Source organism: Minwuia sp. IMCC3060 (assembly GCF_029909435.1).
In the GTDB taxonomy this organism is placed as follows: Bacteria; Pseudomonadota; Alphaproteobacteria; order Minwuiales; family Minwuiaceae; genus Minwuia.
This window is the reverse complement of the sequence record NZ_CP123782.1, coordinates 1,768,948-1,787,187: the sequence shown is the minus strand read 5'-3', so window position 1 is coordinate 1,787,187 and position 18,240 is coordinate 1,768,948. Positions and strand designations below refer to the sequence as shown.

Below are 18,240 nucleotides of genomic sequence, written 5' to 3'. Positions count from 1 at the left end.
CTCAGTCGGAAATGGCCACGTCCAACTGCTCCAGCAGGCGGCGCGCATCCTCCGCCACCGCCGCCGTTTCGTCCTGCGCTATGACGCTCAGCAGGTCCTCCCGCGCGCCACGAATGTCCCCGGCACCTGCGCGGGATCGGGCACGTTCCACCAGAGCTTGCGGCTGGTCGGGCTGCAGCGCCAGCGCGTTGACGATGTCGCTCTCCGCCGCCGCAACCTGCCCCGTCTGGCGGTTGATCATGGCGCGCAGGGCATAGGCTTCCGCCGAAAGGTCGTCGATGGAGAGCACAATGTCCGTTTCCTGCTGGGCTTCATCGAAGCGTTTCAGACCGGCCAGCACATGGGCGCGGTCCAGATGCAGCGCCGCGCTGTTGCCCTGCCATTCCAGTGCCCGGTCCAGCGCCGTCAGCGCCCGCGCATCCTCCCGCGCCAGCACCCACAGCGCCGCTGCCTGGGACATGATGGTGGCCGCCATATCCGGCCGCGCACCGCCGAAGACCTCCGCCAGGTCCTGCATCCGTGTGGCGGCAAGGCGGCTATTGCCGTTCGCCGCCAGCGCCAGTGCCACGCAATGTTCCGCCGCCCTGCCCCCGCCGAGGTCGCGCCATTGCAGGGCCGCCGTCATGCCGGTCTCCGGATCGCGGTCCACGGCCTCCGTACATGCCTGATAGCTCTTCACGGTCGGGATCAGCGCCTGGGCGGCCGCCGTGCCCGCCGACATGGCCCAGCCTGCCAGCAGCAGCGCCAGTGCTTGACGCATGGGGGCGTGCCGGTTCAAGTGCCGCCTCCTGCCAGTATGGACTGACCTGTCATGATCGCCTCGCAACGTCATCTGTTCGAAATTCCGGACGATATCGCCTACCTCAACTGTGCCTACATGTCGCCCCTGATGAAGCCCGTCGTGGCGGCAAGCAGCACCGGTTTGCAGCGCAAGGCACGTCCCTGGACCGTGACACCGCAGGATTTCTTCACCGAGAGCGAGCAGGCACGGGGTCTGTTCGGGCGGCTGATCGGCGCGTCTGCCGACGATGTCGCCATCGTCCCCGCCGCCAGCTACGGCATTGCCACAGCCGCCGCGAACCTGCCGGTGGCTGCGGGACAGGAGATTCTGGTGCTGCGGGACCAGTTTCCCTCCAACGTCTACAGCTGGCGTGATCTGGCCGCGGATTCGGGGGCGGAGCTTCGCACGCTGCAGCGCGAACAGGACGGTGACTGGACCCGTGTCATCCTGGACGCCATCAGCTACCGTACCGCCATTGCTGCCCTGCCCCACAACCACTGGACCGACGGCAGCCTGATCGATCTGGTGGCGGTGGGTCAGAAGCTCCGGTCCGTCGGAGCCGCGCTTGTGCTCGACCTGACGCAGTCGCTCGGCGCCATGCCGTTCTCGGTCGCGGACGTGCAGCCCGATTTCATGGTCAGCGCCTGCTACAAGTGGCTGCTTGGTCCCTATTCGGTCGGCTTCATGTATGTCGCGCCGAAATGGCAGCAGGGCCGTGCGCTGGAACAGGGCTGGATCACCCGTGCCGGGTCGGAGAATTTCGCGCGGCTGCTGGACTATACCGATGCCCTGCAGCCCGGCGCGCGCCGCTTCGACATGGGGGAGCGGTCGAACTTCGCCCTGCTGCCCGGTGCGATCAGTGCCATGGAGCACCTGCTCGACTGGACACCGGAGGCCATCTCCGAGACTCTCGGCGCCCGCACCGGCGACATTGCGGCCAGGGCGGAGAAGCTTGGCCTGCTGGCACCGCCGGAGGGCACGCGGGCACCGCACTTCCTGGGTCTGCGGTTCCCCGACGGCGCACCGGAGACCCTAGTGCAGGACATGGCGGCGCAACAGGTCTACATCAGTCAGCGTGGGGACTCGATGCGCGTGACGCCTCACCTCTACAATACCGACGCGGATACGGATCGCCTGATCCAGGCCCTGTCATCGATCATCTGAAGCCTGCGGGAGGAACAGTCATGAGAATAGCAATTGCAGGTGCCGCCGGACGCATGGGCCGGATGCTGCTGACGGAGGTGCATGAGACCGACGGCGCGAAAATCGCGGGCGGACTTGAGCGGTCCGGTACGGACGGGATCGGCCAGGACCTGGGCAAGCTGATCGGCATCGAACCGGTGGGCGTGGCACTCAGCGATGATCCGGATACCGTCTTCGGAAATGCAGACGTGGTGATCGACTTCACCGTACCGGCAGCAACTGTCGCAAACCTCGGTCATGCCCGACGGCACGGAACGGCCATGGTCATCGGCACCACCGGCATGACGGCGGAGGATGACGCGAAGGTTGACGAGGCCGCGCGCGAGATAGCGGTCATGCAGGCCGGCAACATGTCGCTGGGGGTCAACCTGCTGGTGCAGGTGACCGCGCAGGTCGCCGCAGCGCTGGGCATCGACTGGGATGTGGAGGTGACGGAGATGCATCACCGCTGGAAGGTGGATGCCCCGTCAGGCACGGCATACATGCTCGGCAAGGCGGTGGCGGAAGGTCGGGGACAGGACCATGAAGCGGTCGCGGTCGGCGGTCGCCACGGCATCACTGGGGAGCGCCAGAAGGGCCAGATCGGCTATTCCGCGCTGCGTGGCGGCAATGTGGTGGGGGAGCATTCGGTTGTCTTCGCCAGTGACAACGAACGGGTGGTGCTGAACCACATCGCCAACGACCGGCGCATCTTTGCTGCCGGTGCCGTCCGCGCGGCACTGTGGTGCGCGGGGCGCAAGCCCGGCCGCTACGACATGATCGACGTTCTGGGCCTACGCGGCGCCTGATCCTCCGGATGCCGATCCATCAGAGCCGGCCTGGTCGGAGGCCGCCGCAGCGATCTGGCGCTTCTGCTCCTCGGTGAGCTGGGGCACGGTCTCGTCATCGGAGCCGCCATTGACCCGCACACGTACTTCGCGCCGGGCGAACTGGACGCCGTTCTCGTCGAACAGCTTCTGCACACGGTCGTAGATGAACTTGCGGATGGTGAACTGGGTACCCGGCTTGGCCATGAACTTGCCGCGCACCACGATGCCCACGTCGTCAACTTCCAGCACGCCCTGGCTCTTGAATGTCTGGATCAGATCACCTTCAAATTCAGGGATCTGACTCAGTTCCTTGCCGATCTGCTTGAAGATGTTCTTGACCTTCTTCAGGTCGGTCTCGAAGGGCACCGTGAACTTCAGCTTCATGATCACCCAGTCGCGCGAATAGTTGGTGATCTTCGGCACCGCACCGAACGGGATGGTGTGGATGCTGCCGCGATGATGGCGTAACTGCAGGGACCGGATGGAGATCTTCTCCACGGTTCCAACCGTGCTCTCGATCTCCACATATTCACCGGTCCGGAAGGCGTCATCGATCAGGAAGAAGATGCCCGAGACGATATCCGCCACCAGCTTCTGCGCACCGAAGCCGATGGCCAGACCGACGATACCGGCACCAGCGAGCAGTGGCGTGATGTCGAGGCCCAGGTTCCCGAGCGCCAGCAGCAGCGTGATGGTCACGATTGCCGCCTGCGAGGTCCAGCGCAGCAGGGGAAGCACGGTCGACAGTCGGGAGCCGCCCGCGCCGCCGCCCTCTGCGCCGACCTCCTCGGAGTTCAGGTCGATGCCGAGCGCGGTCTGCTCGTTGGCCAGCTTCCGGTTGATCCAGAGTGTCACCACCTCGTAGACCACGAAACCGACACCCAGCACGACGAGCACCTGGACAATCGATGCCGCCGCCCGTGCACCGAAACCGGCACTCGCCAGATTGCGGAAGTCAATCTGCCAGATCTGCGCGATCAGGATGATGACGATGGCGAAGGTGATGGCCCGGCCGATGCGGACATAGCTGCGCCGCGTTGCGGCAAAGGCCTCCTCCGCCACCACGCCCTCTCCCTTCATCGGTGGCGTCAGGTGCCGCACCAGGCCACGGACCATCGTGTCGAGGGTCGGGCACATGATCAGGATGAAGAGGGTCACATAGGCCTGTCCGTCAGCGACCAGTTCGAACATGCCCTGCCCGGTCAGGATCTCCACCAGCAGCCAGGTCAGGGCGCAGAGCGCGATCACCATGTAGGGGAAGTTGTCGGCCACACGGCGCTCGATCGGCCCCAGTTCCTCGTCACCGCCGCGCATCATCATGCGCAGACCGCGGCGCGCACGCCAGCTTGCCCAGGCAACATAGGACAGCACCCAGAGATTGAGCCAGAAACCGATCCGCGTCTCGCCCACCGGCACCCCGTGGACACGGTTGAACTCGATGATCAGGTACTGGAAGCCGACAATCAGGGCAAAGATGATCTGTCGGCGATGAAGGAAGCGCGCCGTCTCGTCATCCGTGTTCACCAACCGCAGTTCCGGGCGACGTGGTGCGATCAGGAAGCTCACGACCGCAGACATGCCCATTGGCAGCACGATCAGGCTGGTGACGAACAGCCGCGCGATCTCCCGGTCCACGTCGGTCATCAGGATGCCCAGCACGGTGCGCGAGACCAGCGCGAAGACCAGCAGCCCGGCCATGTCCATCAGCAGGCGCAGCCCCAGGATGCGTACGATCTCCTTCAGCCCCTCCCGTCCCGTGGCGGCCTGAATGCGGTCGCGCCAGCGTCCGGCGATGCGATTGGCCAGCCAGGCGGCGGCGAGACCGGCGCCGACCCCAAAGGCAAGCAGCGCGAAGAACCGGAAGACCCCGCCGGCACCGCGTTCCTCCGCAAAGCGTGCGAAGGCACGGGACTGGCTGCGGCCCAGCGTCGGCAAGCGTTCCACCGCGTCGGTCACCGACTCCGCGACATCGCTGGCCGCGCGTCCGAGAAAGTCGATCAGGCTGCCCGATTCAGCATTGCCGCTGCCGGATGCCGCCACCGCATCGAGCCGTTGCAGCAACAGGGCACGGACCTGCTCGTCAGACAGGCGCGATACCATCTCCCGCACCTGTTCGGGTGTCGGATTCTCCGGCAGGGCCGCAGTCTCCGCAGGCTGGGTCCCGCCGGACACGCCGGGGATCTGGGCCTGGACGGAAAGAGCGCCGGACAGCAACAGCGCGGACAGGCCGATCAGCATCAGCAACTTGCGCAAGGCAATTCCCCCATCATTCACCTGCGCCCCCCGACACGGCAAACGGATGATGGCGCAGTGTCTGGTTAACGGGAAGCCCCTTCCTGCCCGCCATGCAAGCTGCCCGCTTTACCTTCGCGCGACTTGTGGTGAACAATGCCCGACGGGACCACTTACTGGGGAGGAAGCTGGCCATGGATCAGGATTGCATCCGTTCGGGCGACAGGCGGCTCGACCGCGAAACGCTGGAAGCAAACGTCGCGAAGGCGGCAGGGGGCTTCAAGGCACTGGGCGTGGGGGAGGATGATGCCGTCTGCCTGATGCTGCGCAATGACTTCGCCTTCTTCGAGGCGTCGATGGGGGCCACCAATGCCGGCGCCTATGCGGTGCCGATCAACTGGCATGGCACGGCGGAGGAAGCCGGCTACATCCTGGATGACTGCGATGCCCGCGCGCTGGTGGTTCATGCCGATCTGTTGCCGGCGATCGAGGGTGGCATCCCCGACGACTGCATCGTGCTGGTGGCGGAGACCCCGCCGGAGGTGATGCAGGCCTATCGTATCTCCCCGGATGAATGTGCCGTTCCCGCCGGCCGGACCAACTGGAACGACTGGCTGCAGCAGCAGGAACCGATGGTTGGGGAGCCTGCGACGACGCGCACCAACATGATCTATACCTCCGGCACCACCGGAAATCCGAAGGGCGTGCGCCGCGAGCCCGCGACGCCGGAGGTGCAGGACAAGATCTACGGCCTGTTCACCCAGGTCTTCGGCATCAGCCCCGACCCGTCGATCCGCACCGTGATCACCGGCCCGATGTATCATTCCGCGCCCAACGCCTACGGGCTGTTCGCCGCCCGCTGCTGCGGCCTTGTGATCCTGCAGCCGCGATTCGATGCGGAGGAACTGCTGGCGCTGATCGAGAAGGAACGGCTGACCCACATCCACATGGTGCCGACCATGTTCGTGCGCCTGCTGAACCTGCCGGAGGAGGTACGCAACCGCTACGACCTGTCATCGCTGAAGTTCGTGGTGCACGCGGCGGCCCCCTGCCCCCCGGACGTGAAGCGGCGGATGATCGAATGGTGGGGACCGGTCATCAACGAATACTACGGCGGAACGGAGACCGGCGCGGTCTTCTTCCACACTTCCGAAGAGGCGCTGCGCAAGCCCGGCACGGTCGGTCGGCCCCTGCCCCATGCCGATGTCCGCATCGTCGATGACAACATGCAGACCCTGGGTCCGGGCGAGATCGGGGAGGTCTACATGAAGCTGATCGGCTGGCCCGACTTCACCTACAACAAGAACCCGGAGAAGCGGAAGGAAGCCGGTCTGGAGCATCTGGTGACCTGCGGCGACGTCGGTTTCATGGACGAGGAAGGCTTCCTGTTCCTCTGTGACCGGAAGAAGGACATGGTCATCTCCGGTGGCGTGAACATCTACCCGGCGGAGATCGAGGCCGTGCTGATCGGCATGCCCGGCGTGCGCGACTGCGCCGTGTTCGGCATTCCCGACGATGAATATGGCGAGTCGCTGGCCGCGCATATCCAGCTCTCGGATACTTCGGTAACGGAGGCGGACGTGCGCAGCTACATCGCCGACCACCTCGCCCGCTTCAAGGTGCCGAAGAAGATCGTCTTCGCGAAGGACCTGCCGCGGGAGGATTCCGGCAAGATCTTCAAGCGCAAGCTCCGCGCGCCCTACTGGGAGGCTGCGGGCCGACAGATCTGATCACCCTACGGAGGGGCGGCAAGCCGTCTGGGCAATCCGGTTCCAGGCAGTGCCGGGAACTGGGCGCGCGGATCAAGTCCGCGAGCGCCGTGGGGAGGTGAACGAAGCTGACCTCAACACTCACGCCGTACCCGGGCTCGACCCGGGTACCCAGGGTGCCGCACGAACGCTGAAAGGTGGGACCGGCGGATCAGGTCCCCATCAACCCGTCGCGGCTCAGCCTTCCAGTTCGCGGATGTAGTAGAGCAGGTCCAGTTCGGGGGCCTTGCCGGTCAGATGCGTGAGGATGCCGTGGGCCTGACCGCGATGATGGGTGTGATGGTTGAAGAAGTGCGCCAGGGTCTCTGACAGGGGCTGGGTGAACCTGTGCCCGGCGATGTTCCGGTAACTGAAGCTGGCCGCGAAATCCGCCTCGCTGCGGGAGGTGATGAAGCCGCTGATACGGTCATCCTCGGCCGCTCTCAGCCTACGCAGTTCGTCAAGGTCATGGGTGATGACCCGGTTCAGTTGACTCTCTTCCGGCCCGTCGCCCAGAAACCGGTGCAGCCACACCCGGTCCGCCACGATCAAGTGATTCAGCGTGCCCGACAGCGAACCGAAGAACGCCCCGACATCGCGGGTCCGGTCTGCCGCCGGGACAGCCGCTGCCGCGTCATAGAGTTTCCCGTTCGCCCAGATGTTGTAGGCGGCAAAACGCGTGAAGTAGGGTTTGAACATGGGCTGGTACTCCCTGCTGACCACATTTCGAACCTAGCGCCCGGTCGCCTGTTGGCAACGCAGTCATGGACATTGCGGAGCCTGAACGCCATTCTCCCGCCGCCGGTGCGGATCGGCGGCTGAAAATTCACTGCACGACAGGAACGGCGGATGCTGCGACGGCTGTATGACTGGACACTGGGGCTGGCCGCCCACCGCCGCGCCACGCCAGCGCTCGGCTTCATCAGTTTCATCGAGAGCAGCGTCTTTCCGATTCCACCGGACGTGATGCTGATTCCGATGATCCTGGCCGACCGCCAGCGTGCCTTTCGCCTGGCCCTGATCGCGACCATCTGCTCGGTACTGGGCGGTGTCGCGGGGTACGCCATCGGCGTCTTCCTGTTCGATCAGATCGCAGAACCGCTGATCCGGTTCTATGGCTATGACCATGCTTTCGCGGACTTCAGCGAGGGCTACAAGGAACAAGGCGGCTGGGTGGTCTTCTTCTTTGGCGTCACGCCATTCCCCTACAAGGTCATCACGATCGCAAGCGGCGTGACACGCCTCGATCTGGTGACCTTCCTGGTTGCCAGCGTCGCCGCACGGGGATTGCGTTTCTTCGTCGTCGCCACCCTGCTCTGGTACTTCGGTGAACCGATCCGTGCCTTCATCGAGAAGTACCTCGGTCCCCTGTTCATCCTGTTCGTGGTCTGTCTGATCGGTGGTTTCGTGGCGGTCCGCTTCCTGCTCTGAGTCCGACGGTCCCCTGCCTACCAGGTCTCCCCGAACGGCCTGACCTCGACCGCGAACGACCAGGCCGAGCGATCCTGATGCGCGACGTGAAACACTTCCTCCGCGATGGCCGACGGCTTGGCGAAGAAGTCGTCCGGCTTGTCGGGAAAGATCATCGGCCGGGTCCATGGCGTGTCGATCGCCGCATCGATGGTGACATAGGCGACATGAACCCCCTTCGGTCCGAAGTCACGCGCCATGGCCTCCGCCAGGATTCTCTGGGACGCCTTGGTCGGTGCGAAATGGGAAAAATGCGGCTTGCCGCGCCAGGCGGCCGTATTGCCGGTGACGACAATCGACCCCTCCCCGGCCGCGATCATGTCCGGCACGGTTTCCTGGGCCAGCACCAGCAGGGCCGTCGTGTTGACGCGGAACATCTTCTCCATCTTCAGGGCGTCGCCTTCCAGCACGAAGCGCGATCCGCCCATTGCCGCATTGTGGATGGCGGCGCGTGGTGCCCCCATCTCCCCCTTCACGCGCGCCAGAACCTCCCGCAGGGCATCCAGATCGCTGACATCACACGGGTAGGCCCGTGATCCGGCAATCTCCGCCTCCAGTTCGGCCAGCCGGTCAGCCGACCGGGCCAGCAGCGCCACGCGATAGCCACCCTGCGCGAAGCGGCGCGCGATGGACGCCCCCGTTCCCGCGCCTGCGCCGGTCAGGACACATACCGGATCCGTCATCGTTCATTCCTCCCCTTACGTTCTGCACCCCGCCAGTATAGACCCCCTTCATGCGTCAGGGGCGCAGTCAGTTGCAGACAGGGTGCACAATGTACGATTGCATCATCATCGGAGCCGGTGCCGCAGGCCTGATGGCGGCGCTGACCGCGGGACAGCGGGGCCGGCGCGTGCTGCTGCTGGATCATGCCGAGAAGGTGGGGAAGAAGATCCTGATCTCCGGCGGCGGGCGCTGCAACTTCACGAATCTCGGCTGCGCACCGGAGAATTTCCTCTCCGCCAACCCGCATTTCGCCAAGTCCGCCCTGGCCCGATACACGCCCCACGACTTCCTGGAGATGGTCGAGCGCCATGGCATCGCCTGGCACGAGAAGACGCTGGGGCAGCTATTCTGCGACGGCTCCGCCAGACAGATCGTGCAGATGCTGCTGGATGAATGCGCGGCGGGCAGCGTCGATATCCGACTGAACTGCACGATCCGGGACGTCAGCCGCGCCGACCATTTCCGGGTCACCACCTCGCTTGGCGATTTCAGCAGTCCGGGCCTGATCCTGGCCACCGGCGGTCTCTCGATCCCGAAGATGGGGGCCACCGGCTTCGCACATGATCTGGCCAGTCGCTTCGGACTGAAATTGCGGGACGTCCGGCCCGGACTGGTGCCGCTGACCTTCCAGGGTGAAACCGGCGCCTGGATGCGCGGTCTGAGCGGCGTGGCCCTGCCCTGCACGGCCACGGCAGGTCAGGCGCAGTTCGCCGAGGCCATGCTGTTCACGCATCGGGGTCTTTCCGGCCCGGCAATCCTGCAGATATCGTCGTACTGGCGGGAAGGCACGGAGATCACCCTCGACATTGCGCCCGGCATGAATGCGGAGCACCTGCTGCTGGACGCCAAGAGAGGGCGCCCGAAGGCGCAGGCCGCAACGGTGCTGGCGGAGCTGCTGCCCGCACGGCTGGCCACCGAACTCGCCGCGCAGCACCTGCCTCCACGCCCGATGGCGGAGATGCCGGATACCGCGCTGAAACACCTGGGCCGACTGCTGAACGGCTGGCGCTTCAGACCGGACGGCTCCGAAGGCTATGCCAAGGCCGAGGTCACGGCGGGCGGCATCGACACGGATGGCCTTTCATCACGCACAATGGAAGCCAAGGCGGTTCCCGGCCTTCATGTCATCGGTGAGGCTGTCGATGTAACCGGCTGGCTTGGCGGATATAATTTCCAGTGGGCCTGGGCCAGCGGGCGGGCGGCGGGTGAGGCTGTCTAGAACGCCTCCTCCAGCGTCGGCCCGGCACCGCGTACCCGCGTCTGGCGCATCAGGCGGCGGTGGCGGTCGGCATCGTAGCCGAGGCCTCGATGCAGCAGGCAGCGGTTGTCCCAGATCACGACTTCACCAGCCTGCCAGCAGTGGGTCAGAATGTTCGCTTCCGCCGTCGCATCCTCGATCAGCCCGTCGATCAGGTCCCGGCTGTCCTTCTCGCTCCAGCTCTCGATCTCCCTGGCGTGGGAACCCATGAACAGGTTCTTCCGTCCGTTTGACGGATTGCGGCGCACGAAGCGCTGCCGGACCGGCGGCAGGGACTTCGCCAGTGCCGGTGACACCGCATCGAGCGACACCTTGGAGCGGGAGAAGACGTAGTCGTGCACCACGACCAGCGGATCGACTTCCGCCCTGCGGGCACCGTCCAGTCTGTCGTAGGCCGCGCGGGCGCTGACGAACTGGGTCTCGCCACCTTCCGACGGCACCTCATAGGCCGAGGTGATGGAGATGAAGGCGGGCACGGGTTTGAAGCTGGCATCCGTGTGCCACATGTTGTTGCCGGTCAGGAAGATCGTCTTCCTGTGGTCATTGCCGAGTGCCGTACCGTCTTCCTGCACGTTGCCGATGGTGCCGAAATAGTCGATCCGCCCTTCCTCCCCCTTCGGCAGGTGGTTGGGTTCCGGTTCACCGATCTCCCGGGTGAAGGCCAGATGGCGGTCGTCGCCCGGCGCCTGATCGGGGAAACAGAGAAACGACCATCGGTCGATGGCATCCAGAAGCGCGCCACGCCGGGCCTCATCAAGCGGCACCGAGAGATCGAAACCGGTGATACGGGCACCGAAATCGGCATGAAGTGGCTGAATTTCCACAGTTATCCCTCCCCAGAAACAAGTGCCTGACGGTCGATCTTGCCCGTTCCCGTCTTCGGCATCTCGGCCACGAACTCCACGATGCGGGGATACTTGAACGGCAGCAAGGCTTCACGCACGTGCTGTTGCAGCAGCCTGACCTCCGCTTCGTCCCCCGCGTGTCCGTCGCGCAGGCAGACGACGGCCCGCAGCGCCATCCGCCGGTCGGGAAGCTGATGCGCCAGCACGGCGCACTCATGGACGTGCGGGTGCTCGTTCAGGCAGCGCTCCACCTCCAGCGGCCAGACCCACTGGCCCGAGACCTTGATCAGGTCATCGGCACGCCCCTGAAACTGATAGTAGCCATCCTGCTCCAGGAAGCGGTCTCCGGTATTGATCCAGTCTCCGCGCATGGTCTCGGCGGTCCTGTCGGGACGATTCCAGTAGCACGGGGCGGAGGACGAACCACGCACCCACATGATCCCCTCCTCCCCGTCCGGTGACGGGTTTCCGTCACGGTCGCGCAGTTCCACCTCGTAGCCTGGCACGCGGCGGCCGGCGGCACCGATACGCTGGTCGGCCTGGGTGTTGGAGAGATAGATATGCAGCACCTCCGTGGACCCCAGCCCCTCGATGGGGCAGAGGCCGGTCAGGTCCCGCCAGGCGTTGAAGATATCCTCCGACAGGGTTTCCGCCGCCGACATGGAGAGCCTCAGCGATGACAGGTCCCGTTCAGCCACGCCCGGTGTCCGGCAGATCGCGGTATAGAGCGTCGGCAGGCCGTAGAGCACCGTTGGCCGGAAGGTTTCGATGCAGTCGAGCACCGCAGCGGGATCGGGCCGCCCCGGCATCAGAACAGTGGTCGCCCCGACAGAGAAGGGAAAGGTGAAGGCATTGCCGAAGCCGTAGGCGAAGAAGATCTTCGGCACCGAGAAGCACAGGTCATCGGGCCGCAGTTGCAGCACCTTCTCCGCGAAGGACTGCTGCGTATAGGCCATGTCGTGATGCAGATGGACGATGCCCTTGGGCCGCCCCGTGGAGCCGGAGGAATACATCCAGAATGCCATGTCGTCAGGACCGGTATCCGCGACCGGCAGTTCGTCTGACTGACCAGCAATGAACGCGCTGGCGTGCTGGCTGTTCGCGGGCAGATCGCCGCTGCCATTGGCGATGACCACGCGCTCCAGCTTCGTGCCCGCCATGGTCCCGGCATTGAAACGGTCGGTGAACTCGGCCTCCGCCACTGCAATCCGGGCGTCGGTATCGGCGAGGAAGAACTGCAGCAGGTCCGGCGTGGTCAGCGTGTTGAGCAGGACCGGCACGAAGCCGGCCCGGACCGCGCCGAAGAATGCCGCCGGATAGGTGGGCGTGTCGTCGAGAAAGAACGCGATGCGCTCGCCACGCTCCAGCCCGAAACCCTTGAAGGCATTGCCCCAGCGCCCCGCCTCCGCACACAGTTCGGCGTATGTCAGGGTACCGGCGGGGCCGGTGACGGCCACCCGGTCGGCATTGGTCGGCAGGTTATCGAACAGGATGGCGCTGCAGTTGGGGTGAGCCGACTTGTCGAAGCCGATCTCCGCAGCCCCCGGAGTTTCACCAACCGGATCGATGATCTGCGTGTTCATGCGCCCTTTCCCCCTGCGGCCTCGTACCGGGTCATGAACTCCGGCGACAGCTTTCGCAGGCGATCCATGTCCACCCGGCCGGAACGGGTGACGTAGTCGAAGGCAAAGTCGAGCGGCGCCAGCGTCATCTTCTCCGGGAACCGGTCGTACCAGGCGGCGGAGGTATTGGCGGCATCGACGATCTTCTTCGCGATGGGCTGACGCGCGGCCTGAAACGCATTCAGGGCAGCCTCCAGGTCACTGTCGGCCTGCAACGCCCGGACCAGCGCAATCGCGTCCTCCATGGCCAGCCGGGTGCCGGAGCCGATGGAGAAATGTGCCGTGTGGGCCGCGTCCCCCAGGATGACCCGGCTTCCGCTGACCCAGTTGCGGCACCACAGGCGCGGAAACTGCCGCCAGAGGGAGCGGTTGCAGATCAGTTTCGCGCCCTGCAGCGGCTCCCGGAAGATCTCCTCGCAGGCCGCCGCGGTTTCCGTCTCGCTCATCCGGTCAAAGCCATGCGCGTGAAATGTCGCCGGATCGCATTCGACGATGAAGGTGCTCATTGCCGGCTGATAGCGGTAATGATGGGCATTCAGCGTGCCCCTGTCGGTGCGGACAAAGCTCTGCGTCAGCGTATCGAAGGGCTGTGTGGTGCCGAACCAGGCGAAGCGGTTCGCGAAGTGCTCCAGCGTCGGGCCGAACCCGTTCTCATCCGATGACCGGACCAGCGAATTCAGCCCGTCCGCACCGATGATCAGGTCGGCATCCAGATCGTCCACAGAGTTGATAACCGTGTCATAGTGCAGCTCGACCCCCTCATCACGCGCCCGTCCCTGCAGGATCTGCAGCAGTTCCAGCCGCCCGATCGCCGCGAAGCCGATCCCGTCCAGGGTGACACGATCCCCGGCATGGGAAAGGGTCATGTTGCGCCACCGCTCCATCCGCGGCGTGATCAGGTCATGTGTTTCAGGATCGTCGGCGCGCAGGAAATCGAGCGCCTGATCGGAGAAGACGACACCGAAGCCGAAGGTCGCGTCCGCCGGATTCTGCTCCGTCACCCGGACGGAGATGCCGGGCCATGCCCGCTTCAGCAGGATGGCCGCATAAAGCCCGGCAGGACCACCCCCCAGAATCTCGACGTGTTTCAACCCTGTCACCTGATCCGCTCCCCCCATCAAGCATCGCCCCGGAGACTGGCACGATCCAATCGGCACGCCCAGACCGGTCAGAGATGAATCTGATCTGGCCGGAATGCGCCTTCAGTTGCAGGCTCAGACACGTTCCTCGAAGCGGTCATTCGCGGGCGGCGGGGCCTTGGAAAGGCCGGAGATCTCTGCCCGCAGATCGGGTGTCATATCCACATCGACACTCTGAAGTGCCGGACGCAGTTGTTCGACATTGCGGGCACCGATGATCGGACTTGTGACCCCTGGATGACCGGCGACCCAGGCGACGGCAAGGCTGACGGGGTGAATCCCTGCATTGTTCGCAAAATCGGTGAACGCGGCAGCGGTCTCGTAGGTCCCTTCGGCACTGTAGCGCTTGGCATACATCTCGTTGGCGACCAGACGGCCCTGCTCGGGCTTCTGCTTCACACCATACTTGCCACTCAAGGCACCACCGCCGACCGGGCTGTAGGGAATGACGCCGAGATTCTCCGACAGGGCCATGGGCAGGATCTCGCTTTCGGCCTGGCGCTTGACCAGCGAGTACATCGGCTGCAGCACGTCGAAACGCGCCCAGCCGCGCCGTTCCGAAATTCCGAGCGCCTTGGCGACCTGCCAGGCTGCATAGTTGCTGGCACCGATGTAGAGAACCTTGCCGGACTGCACGACGTTCTCGAGGCCGCGGAGAACTTCCTCGACGGGGAGGCTTTCGTCGAAATGGTGCATGAACAGCACGTCGATACGGTCGGTATCGAGACGCCTCAGGCTCTCTTCCACCTGACGCACGACATGGCGGCGGCTGCTGCCGCGGGCATTCACGTCCTTCCCCACGACCCCGGTGCATTTGGACGTGATGATCACCTCATCACGTTCGCCGGCGATCAAGCGCCCCAGAATCTCTTCCGAACGTCCGCTGGAATAGACGTTGGCACTGTCGAAGAAGTTGATCCCCGCGTCGCGGCAGGCCGCATACATGCGGCCGGACTCCGCTTCATCCGCATCGCCCCCAAAGGACATGGTGCCGTAGCAAAGCTCCGAAACCCTGACGCCCGTGGCGCCCAGCAGTTTGTATTTCATCGAATTCCCCACCCCTGATCCTGCCTGTTTGCCAGCAACCGTTTGTCGGCCGGTCCCTGTTGTGTCGACAGTGTTGCACAGGGATGGGCTCGCGCTCAAAAATGATGCAGAAAATCCGCAAAGGTGATCCATCGCGGCGTCAAGACGGCATCGGTCGACATGCCTGTCAGAGGCGGTCGTTTCAGGCTTCGATGACCATGCCGTCATAGGCCGGCTCGACCCCGTCAGGCAGTTCAGCCTTCAGGGTGCGGTAGTCGAGATCGACATGCATGTTGGTCAGGATGGCCCGCTCCGGTCCGACCCTCTCGATCCACTCCAGCGCCCGCTCCAGATGGGCGTGGGTCGGATGCGGACGATAGCGGAGCGCATCGACGATCATCACCCGGCTGCCCGCCATCGCCTCGAACGCCGCATCGTCCAGATGGACGACATCATTGGCATATGAGACATCGCCGAACCGGAAGCCCAGCGACGGCATCGTGCCATGGTCCTGCCAGAAGGGCAGGATCGGCAGGTTTCCGATCTGCAGCGGGCCGTCGATAAGATGGTCGTTGACTATAGCCGGATAGGCCGCCGAGGCCTCGTCGGGGAAGCAGTAGCCGAACTTGCGTTTCAGCCGGACAAGCGTCTCCGCATCGCCCCAGACCTCGATCCGGCGGCGGTTGTGGATCGCCAGCACCCGCAGGTCGTCCAGCCCGTGGGTCTGGTCGGCGTGATCATGGGTCCAGATCACCCCCTCCAGATCCGTCACTCCGGCATCCAGCAACTGCTCCCGCAGGTCCGGCGAGGTATCGACGAGCACCCGCGTGCCCTCATGCTCCACCAGGATCGAGCAGCGGCGACGACGGTTCTTCGGTTCGTGTGGATCGCACACGCCCCATTCGCCGCCAATACGCGGCACGCCACCGGAACTGCCACAGCCAAGGATCGTGACACGCATGTTCAGAATTCCGCCCGGGTGAACAGGCTGCGGAAGTTCCGCGTCGTCTGCGCGGCCACCTCTTCCGCGCTCACGCCCTTGATTTCCGCCACCTTCGCCGCCGTGTAGGCGGTCATGGCGGGTTCGTTGCGCTTGCCGCGCTTCGGTACCGGCGTCAGGTAGGGACTGTCGGTTTCGACCAGCAGACGCTCGAGCGGCACGGCCTCCACCGTGCGGCGCAGGTCCTCCGCCGACTTGAAGGTCACGATGCCGGATATGGAGATGTAGAAACCCAGTTCCAGCGACCGGTCGGCAAGCTGGCGCGTGCCACTGAAACAATGGATCACGCCGGTGAAGGCGCCCTTGTCCATCTCGTCGCGCAGGATGTCGATGGTGTCGGCCTCTGCATCCCGGGTGTGGACGATCAGGGGCAGACCGGTTTCACGCGCCGCACAGATGTGCGCCCGGAACAGGCGCCGCTGAACATCGCGCGGGCTGTGGTCATAGTAATAGTCGAGACCGGTTTCACCGATGCCGATGACCTTCGGGTGGCGGGCCAGATCGACAAGCTGTGCGGTGGTCGTGTCCGGCTCGCTCTCCGCCTCGTGCGGGTGGACGCCGACGCTGCAGAACAGATCATCGGCCTGCTCCGCGATACCCCGGACGATGTCGAACTCCCGCAGCTTGGTGGAGATCGTGACCATGGGCGAGACGCCGGCGTTGCGGGCACGGGTCAGCACATCGTCCAGGTCGCCGTCGCGCGCCAGATAGTCCAGGTGGCAATGTGAATCGACCAGCATGCCCCTCACCCCTTCGCGGCGGCGTCTTCGACCACGATGCGCGGGAAGACCGGAACCGGCTTGTCGATGGCGGTGCCACCGGTCAGCGCGTAGGCCGCAGACAGATGCACGAAGGCGCGTGCGTCCGCAGGCACCTTGAGCTGATCCAGCAGGTTTGCCCCCGCATCCGGCATGATGGGCTGAATCAGGATCGCGACCCGACGCACGGTTTCCGCCAGCACGTAGAGCACGGTCTTCATGCGGTCGGGATCGGTCTTCTTCAGCGTCCAGGGAGCCTGGGCATCGACGTAGCGGTTGGCCGCGCCACATACTTCCCAGATCGCCGCCAGTGCCTTGTGCAGCGCCTGCACGTCGATCTCCGCCCGCACCCGGGCCAGAGTCCCGCCAGCCAGGTCCAGCAGGGCATTGTCGTCATCGGTGAACGGTCCCGGCTGCGGCAGCGCGCCCTCACAGTTCTTGAAGACCATGGACAGCACCCGCTGCGCCAGATTGCCGAGATCGTTCGCCAGGTCACCATTGGTGCGGTGGATCATGGCCTCGCGGGAGAAGTCGCCGTCATTGCCGAAGGGCACTTCCCGCAGCAGGAAATAGCGTGTCTGGTCCAGGCCGTAGGTCTCCACCAGTTCCTCGGGCGCGATGGCATTGCCGAGTGACTTCGACATCTTCTCGCCCTCGATGGTCCACCAGCCATGGGCAAACACCCGCTTCGGCGGCTGCAGACCGGCAGACAGCAGGAATGCAGGCCAGTAGACCGTGTGGAAGCGCAGGATGTCCTTGCCCACCATGTGAACGTCCGCAGGCCAGAACTTCGCGAACAGCTCGTTATCGGTATCCGGATAGCCGACAGCCGTCATGTAGTTGGTCAGCGCGTCCAGCCAGACGTACATGATGTGCGCATCATCGCCCGGCACCGGCACACCCCAGCTGAAGCTGGTGCGGGAGATCGAGAGATCGCGCAGCCCGCCCTTCACGAAGCTGACGACCTCGTTGCGGCGCGCCGTCGGCATGATGAAATCCGGGTTCTCGTCATAGAACGCCAGCAGACGCTCGCCCCATGCGGACAGGCGGAAGAAATAGCTCGGCTCCTCCACCCACTCGACTTCCGCGCCGGAGGGGGCGATGCGGGTGCCGTCCGGCTGCTTCGTCAGTTCATCCTCGCCGTAGAAGGCCTCATCGCGCACCGCGTACCAGCCGGAGTAGCTGCCGAGGTAGATGTCCCCCGACTCCTGCAGCCGCCGCCACAGTTCCTGCACGGAACGGACGTGGCGTTCCTCCGTCGTGCGGATGAAGTCATCGTTGGAAACGTTGAGGATCGGCATCATGTCGCGGAAGTTCTGCGCCACCCGGTCGCAGAAATCCTGCGGATCGGTATTGGCGGCTGCGGCCGACTTCTCGACCTTCTGCCCATGCTCGTCCGTGCCGGTCAGGAAATACGTGTCGAAGCCATCCAGCCGCTTGAAGCGCGCGACCACATCGCAGGCAAGCGTAGTGTAGGCATGTCCGATGTGCGGGCGGTCGTTCACATAGTAGATCGGGGTGGTGATATAGAACGGACGGCCCTGGCCCTCGCTCTGCTCTGCCCCGCTGCCCTGCGCTGCAGCGTCGATGGTCATCCGTCTCTCCCGATCGGCGTCGGCTGACGCC

The 18,240-nt window shown here is 64.8% G+C and carries 16 protein-coding genes; 5 read left to right on the top strand and 11 right to left on the bottom strand.

Annotated elements, in window-relative coordinates; genetic code table 11:
• Nucleotide 1: 1 nt before the first annotated feature.
• Entirely contained in the window at nt 2–760 is a 759-nt protein-coding gene (locus QGV54_RS08465; protein ID WP_281017283.1) for a hypothetical protein, read from the bottom strand.
• Between the two features lie 51 nt (nt 761–811).
• On the opposite strand from QGV54_RS08465, the gene QGV54_RS08460 reads away from it, so the two are divergent.
• On the top strand, nt 812–1,945 hold the full coding sequence (locus tag QGV54_RS08460) for an aminotransferase class V-fold PLP-dependent enzyme (protein ID WP_281017284.1): 1,134 nt from the start codon (nt 812–814) through the stop codon (nt 1,943–1,945).
• Between the two features lie 20 nt (nt 1,946–1,965).
• On the top strand, nt 1,966–2,772 hold the full coding sequence (gene dapB / locus QGV54_RS08455) for a 4-hydroxy-tetrahydrodipicolinate reductase (RefSeq protein WP_281017285.1): 807 nt from the start codon (nt 1,966–1,968) through the stop codon (nt 2,770–2,772).
• On the opposite strand, the gene QGV54_RS08450 is transcribed toward dapB, so the two are convergent.
• Entirely contained in the window at nt 2,758–5,067 is a 2,310-nt protein-coding gene (locus tag QGV54_RS08450; protein ID WP_281017286.1) for a mechanosensitive ion channel family protein, read from the bottom strand. The two genes, dapB and QGV54_RS08450, sit on opposite strands and share 15 nt — an antisense overlap.
• Before the next feature lie 152 nt (nt 5,068–5,219).
• On the opposite strand from QGV54_RS08450, the gene QGV54_RS08445 reads away from it, so the two are divergent.
• Nucleotides 5,220–6,755 (top strand): acyl-CoA synthetase, encoded by a 1,536-nt coding sequence (locus tag QGV54_RS08445; protein ID WP_281017287.1) that lies wholly within the window; start codon nt 5,220–5,222, stop codon nt 6,753–6,755.
• 216 nt (nt 6,756–6,971) lie between these two features.
• Here the strand turns inward: QGV54_RS08445 and QGV54_RS08440 are convergent, their stop codons facing one another.
• Nucleotides 6,972–7,472, bottom strand: a complete 501-nt coding sequence (locus QGV54_RS08440) for a DinB family protein (RefSeq protein ID WP_281017288.1) — start codon at nt 7,470–7,472, stop codon at nt 6,972–6,974.
• Between the two features lie 150 nt (nt 7,473–7,622).
• On the opposite strand from QGV54_RS08440, the gene QGV54_RS08435 reads away from it, so the two are divergent.
• Nucleotides 7,623–8,204, top strand: coding sequence for a YqaA family protein (locus QGV54_RS08435; protein ID WP_281017289.1), 582 nt, complete (start codon nt 7,623–7,625; stop codon nt 8,202–8,204).
• Between the two features lie 17 nt (nt 8,205–8,221).
• Here the strand turns inward: QGV54_RS08435 and QGV54_RS08430 are convergent, their stop codons facing one another.
• Nucleotides 8,222–8,926 (bottom strand): SDR family NAD(P)-dependent oxidoreductase, encoded by a 705-nt coding sequence (locus tag QGV54_RS08430; protein ID WP_281017290.1) that lies wholly within the window; start codon nt 8,924–8,926, stop codon nt 8,222–8,224.
• Nucleotides 8,927–9,015: 89 nt separating this feature from the next.
• Between QGV54_RS08430 and QGV54_RS08425 the strand changes: the two genes are divergently transcribed.
• Nucleotides 9,016–10,185, top strand: coding sequence for an NAD(P)/FAD-dependent oxidoreductase (locus tag QGV54_RS08425; RefSeq protein ID WP_281017291.1), 1,170 nt, complete (start codon nt 9,016–9,018; stop codon nt 10,183–10,185).
• Here QGV54_RS08425 and QGV54_RS08420 read toward each other — a convergent pair.
• The 7 genes from QGV54_RS08420 to metG form a co-directional block, all read right to left on the bottom strand.
• Nucleotides 10,182–11,048, bottom strand: a complete 867-nt coding sequence (locus QGV54_RS08420) for a TauD/TfdA family dioxygenase (RefSeq protein ID WP_281017292.1) — start codon at nt 11,046–11,048, stop codon at nt 10,182–10,184. The two genes, QGV54_RS08425 and QGV54_RS08420, sit on opposite strands and share 4 nt — an antisense overlap.
• Nucleotides 11,049–11,050: 2 nt before the next feature.
• Nucleotides 11,051–12,652, bottom strand: coding sequence for a benzoate-CoA ligase family protein (locus QGV54_RS08415; RefSeq protein ID WP_281017293.1), 1,602 nt, complete (start codon nt 12,650–12,652; stop codon nt 11,051–11,053).
• Nucleotides 12,649–13,791, bottom strand: a complete 1,143-nt coding sequence (locus QGV54_RS08410) for an FAD-dependent monooxygenase (RefSeq protein WP_281017294.1) — start codon at nt 13,789–13,791, stop codon at nt 12,649–12,651. The genes QGV54_RS08415 and QGV54_RS08410 overlap by 4 nt, the downstream gene beginning before the upstream one ends.
• A gap of 114 nt (nt 13,792–13,905) precedes the next feature.
• Complete coding sequence (locus QGV54_RS08405; protein WP_281020134.1) at nt 13,906–14,877, bottom strand: aldo/keto reductase; 972 nt, start codon at nt 14,875–14,877, stop codon at nt 13,906–13,908.
• A 181-nt stretch (nt 14,878–15,058) separates the two neighbouring features.
• Nucleotides 15,059–15,817: an MBL fold metallo-hydrolase gene (locus QGV54_RS08400; RefSeq protein ID WP_281017296.1), complete on the bottom strand. Its 759-nt coding sequence runs from the start codon at nt 15,815–15,817 to the stop codon at nt 15,059–15,061.
• A 2-nt stretch (nt 15,818–15,819) separates the two neighbouring features.
• Nucleotides 15,820–16,596: a TatD family hydrolase gene (locus tag QGV54_RS08395; protein WP_281017297.1), complete on the bottom strand. Its 777-nt coding sequence runs from the start codon at nt 16,594–16,596 to the stop codon at nt 15,820–15,822.
• A 5-nt stretch (nt 16,597–16,601) separates the two neighbouring features.
• Nucleotides 16,602–18,209 carry a methionine--tRNA ligase gene (gene metG, locus QGV54_RS08390; protein WP_281017298.1) on the bottom strand — a complete coding sequence of 536 codons (1,608 nt, stop codon included), beginning with the start codon at nt 18,207–18,209 and terminating at the stop codon, nt 16,602–16,604.
• Nucleotides 18,210–18,240 lie beyond the last annotated feature (31 nt).

Excerpts from the sequence above, each read along its gene's own strand:
- dapB (WP_281017285.1), top strand. The coding sequence starts at position 1,966 with ATGAGAATAGCAATTGCAGGTGCCGCCGGACGCATGGGCCGGATGCTG.
- QGV54_RS08395 (WP_281017297.1), bottom strand. The coding sequence starts at position 16,596 with ATGCTGGTCGATTCACATTGCCACCTGGACTATCTGGCGCGCGACGGC.
- QGV54_RS08445 (WP_281017287.1), top strand. The coding sequence starts at position 5,220 with ATGGATCAGGATTGCATCCGTTCGGGCGACAGGCGGCTCGACCGCGAA.
- QGV54_RS08415 (WP_281017293.1), bottom strand. The coding sequence starts at position 12,652 with ATGAACACGCAGATCATCGATCCGGTTGGTGAAACTCCGGGGGCTGCG.
- QGV54_RS08425 (WP_281017291.1), top strand. The coding sequence starts at position 9,016 with ATGTACGATTGCATCATCATCGGAGCCGGTGCCGCAGGCCTGATGGCG.
- QGV54_RS08405 (WP_281020134.1), bottom strand. The coding sequence starts at position 14,877 with ATGAAATACAAACTGCTGGGCGCCACGGGCGTCAGGGTTTCGGAGCTT.
- QGV54_RS08435 (WP_281017289.1), top strand. The coding sequence starts at position 7,623 with ATGCTGCGACGGCTGTATGACTGGACACTGGGGCTGGCCGCCCACCGC.
- QGV54_RS08400 (WP_281017296.1), bottom strand. The coding sequence starts at position 15,817 with ATGCGTGTCACGATCCTTGGCTGTGGCAGTTCCGGTGGCGTGCCGCGT.
- QGV54_RS08465 (WP_281017283.1), bottom strand. The coding sequence starts at position 760 with ATGCGTCAAGCACTGGCGCTGCTGCTGGCAGGCTGGGCCATGTCGGCG.
- QGV54_RS08440 (WP_281017288.1), bottom strand. The coding sequence starts at position 7,472 with ATGTTCAAACCCTACTTCACGCGTTTTGCCGCCTACAACATCTGGGCG.
- QGV54_RS08430 (WP_281017290.1), bottom strand. The coding sequence starts at position 8,926 with ATGACGGATCCGGTATGTGTCCTGACCGGCGCAGGCGCGGGAACGGGG.
- QGV54_RS08460 (WP_281017284.1), top strand. The coding sequence starts at position 812 with ATGATCGCCTCGCAACGTCATCTGTTCGAAATTCCGGACGATATCGCC.
- metG (WP_281017298.1), bottom strand. The coding sequence starts at position 18,209 with ATGACCATCGACGCTGCAGCGCAGGGCAGCGGGGCAGAGCAGAGCGAG.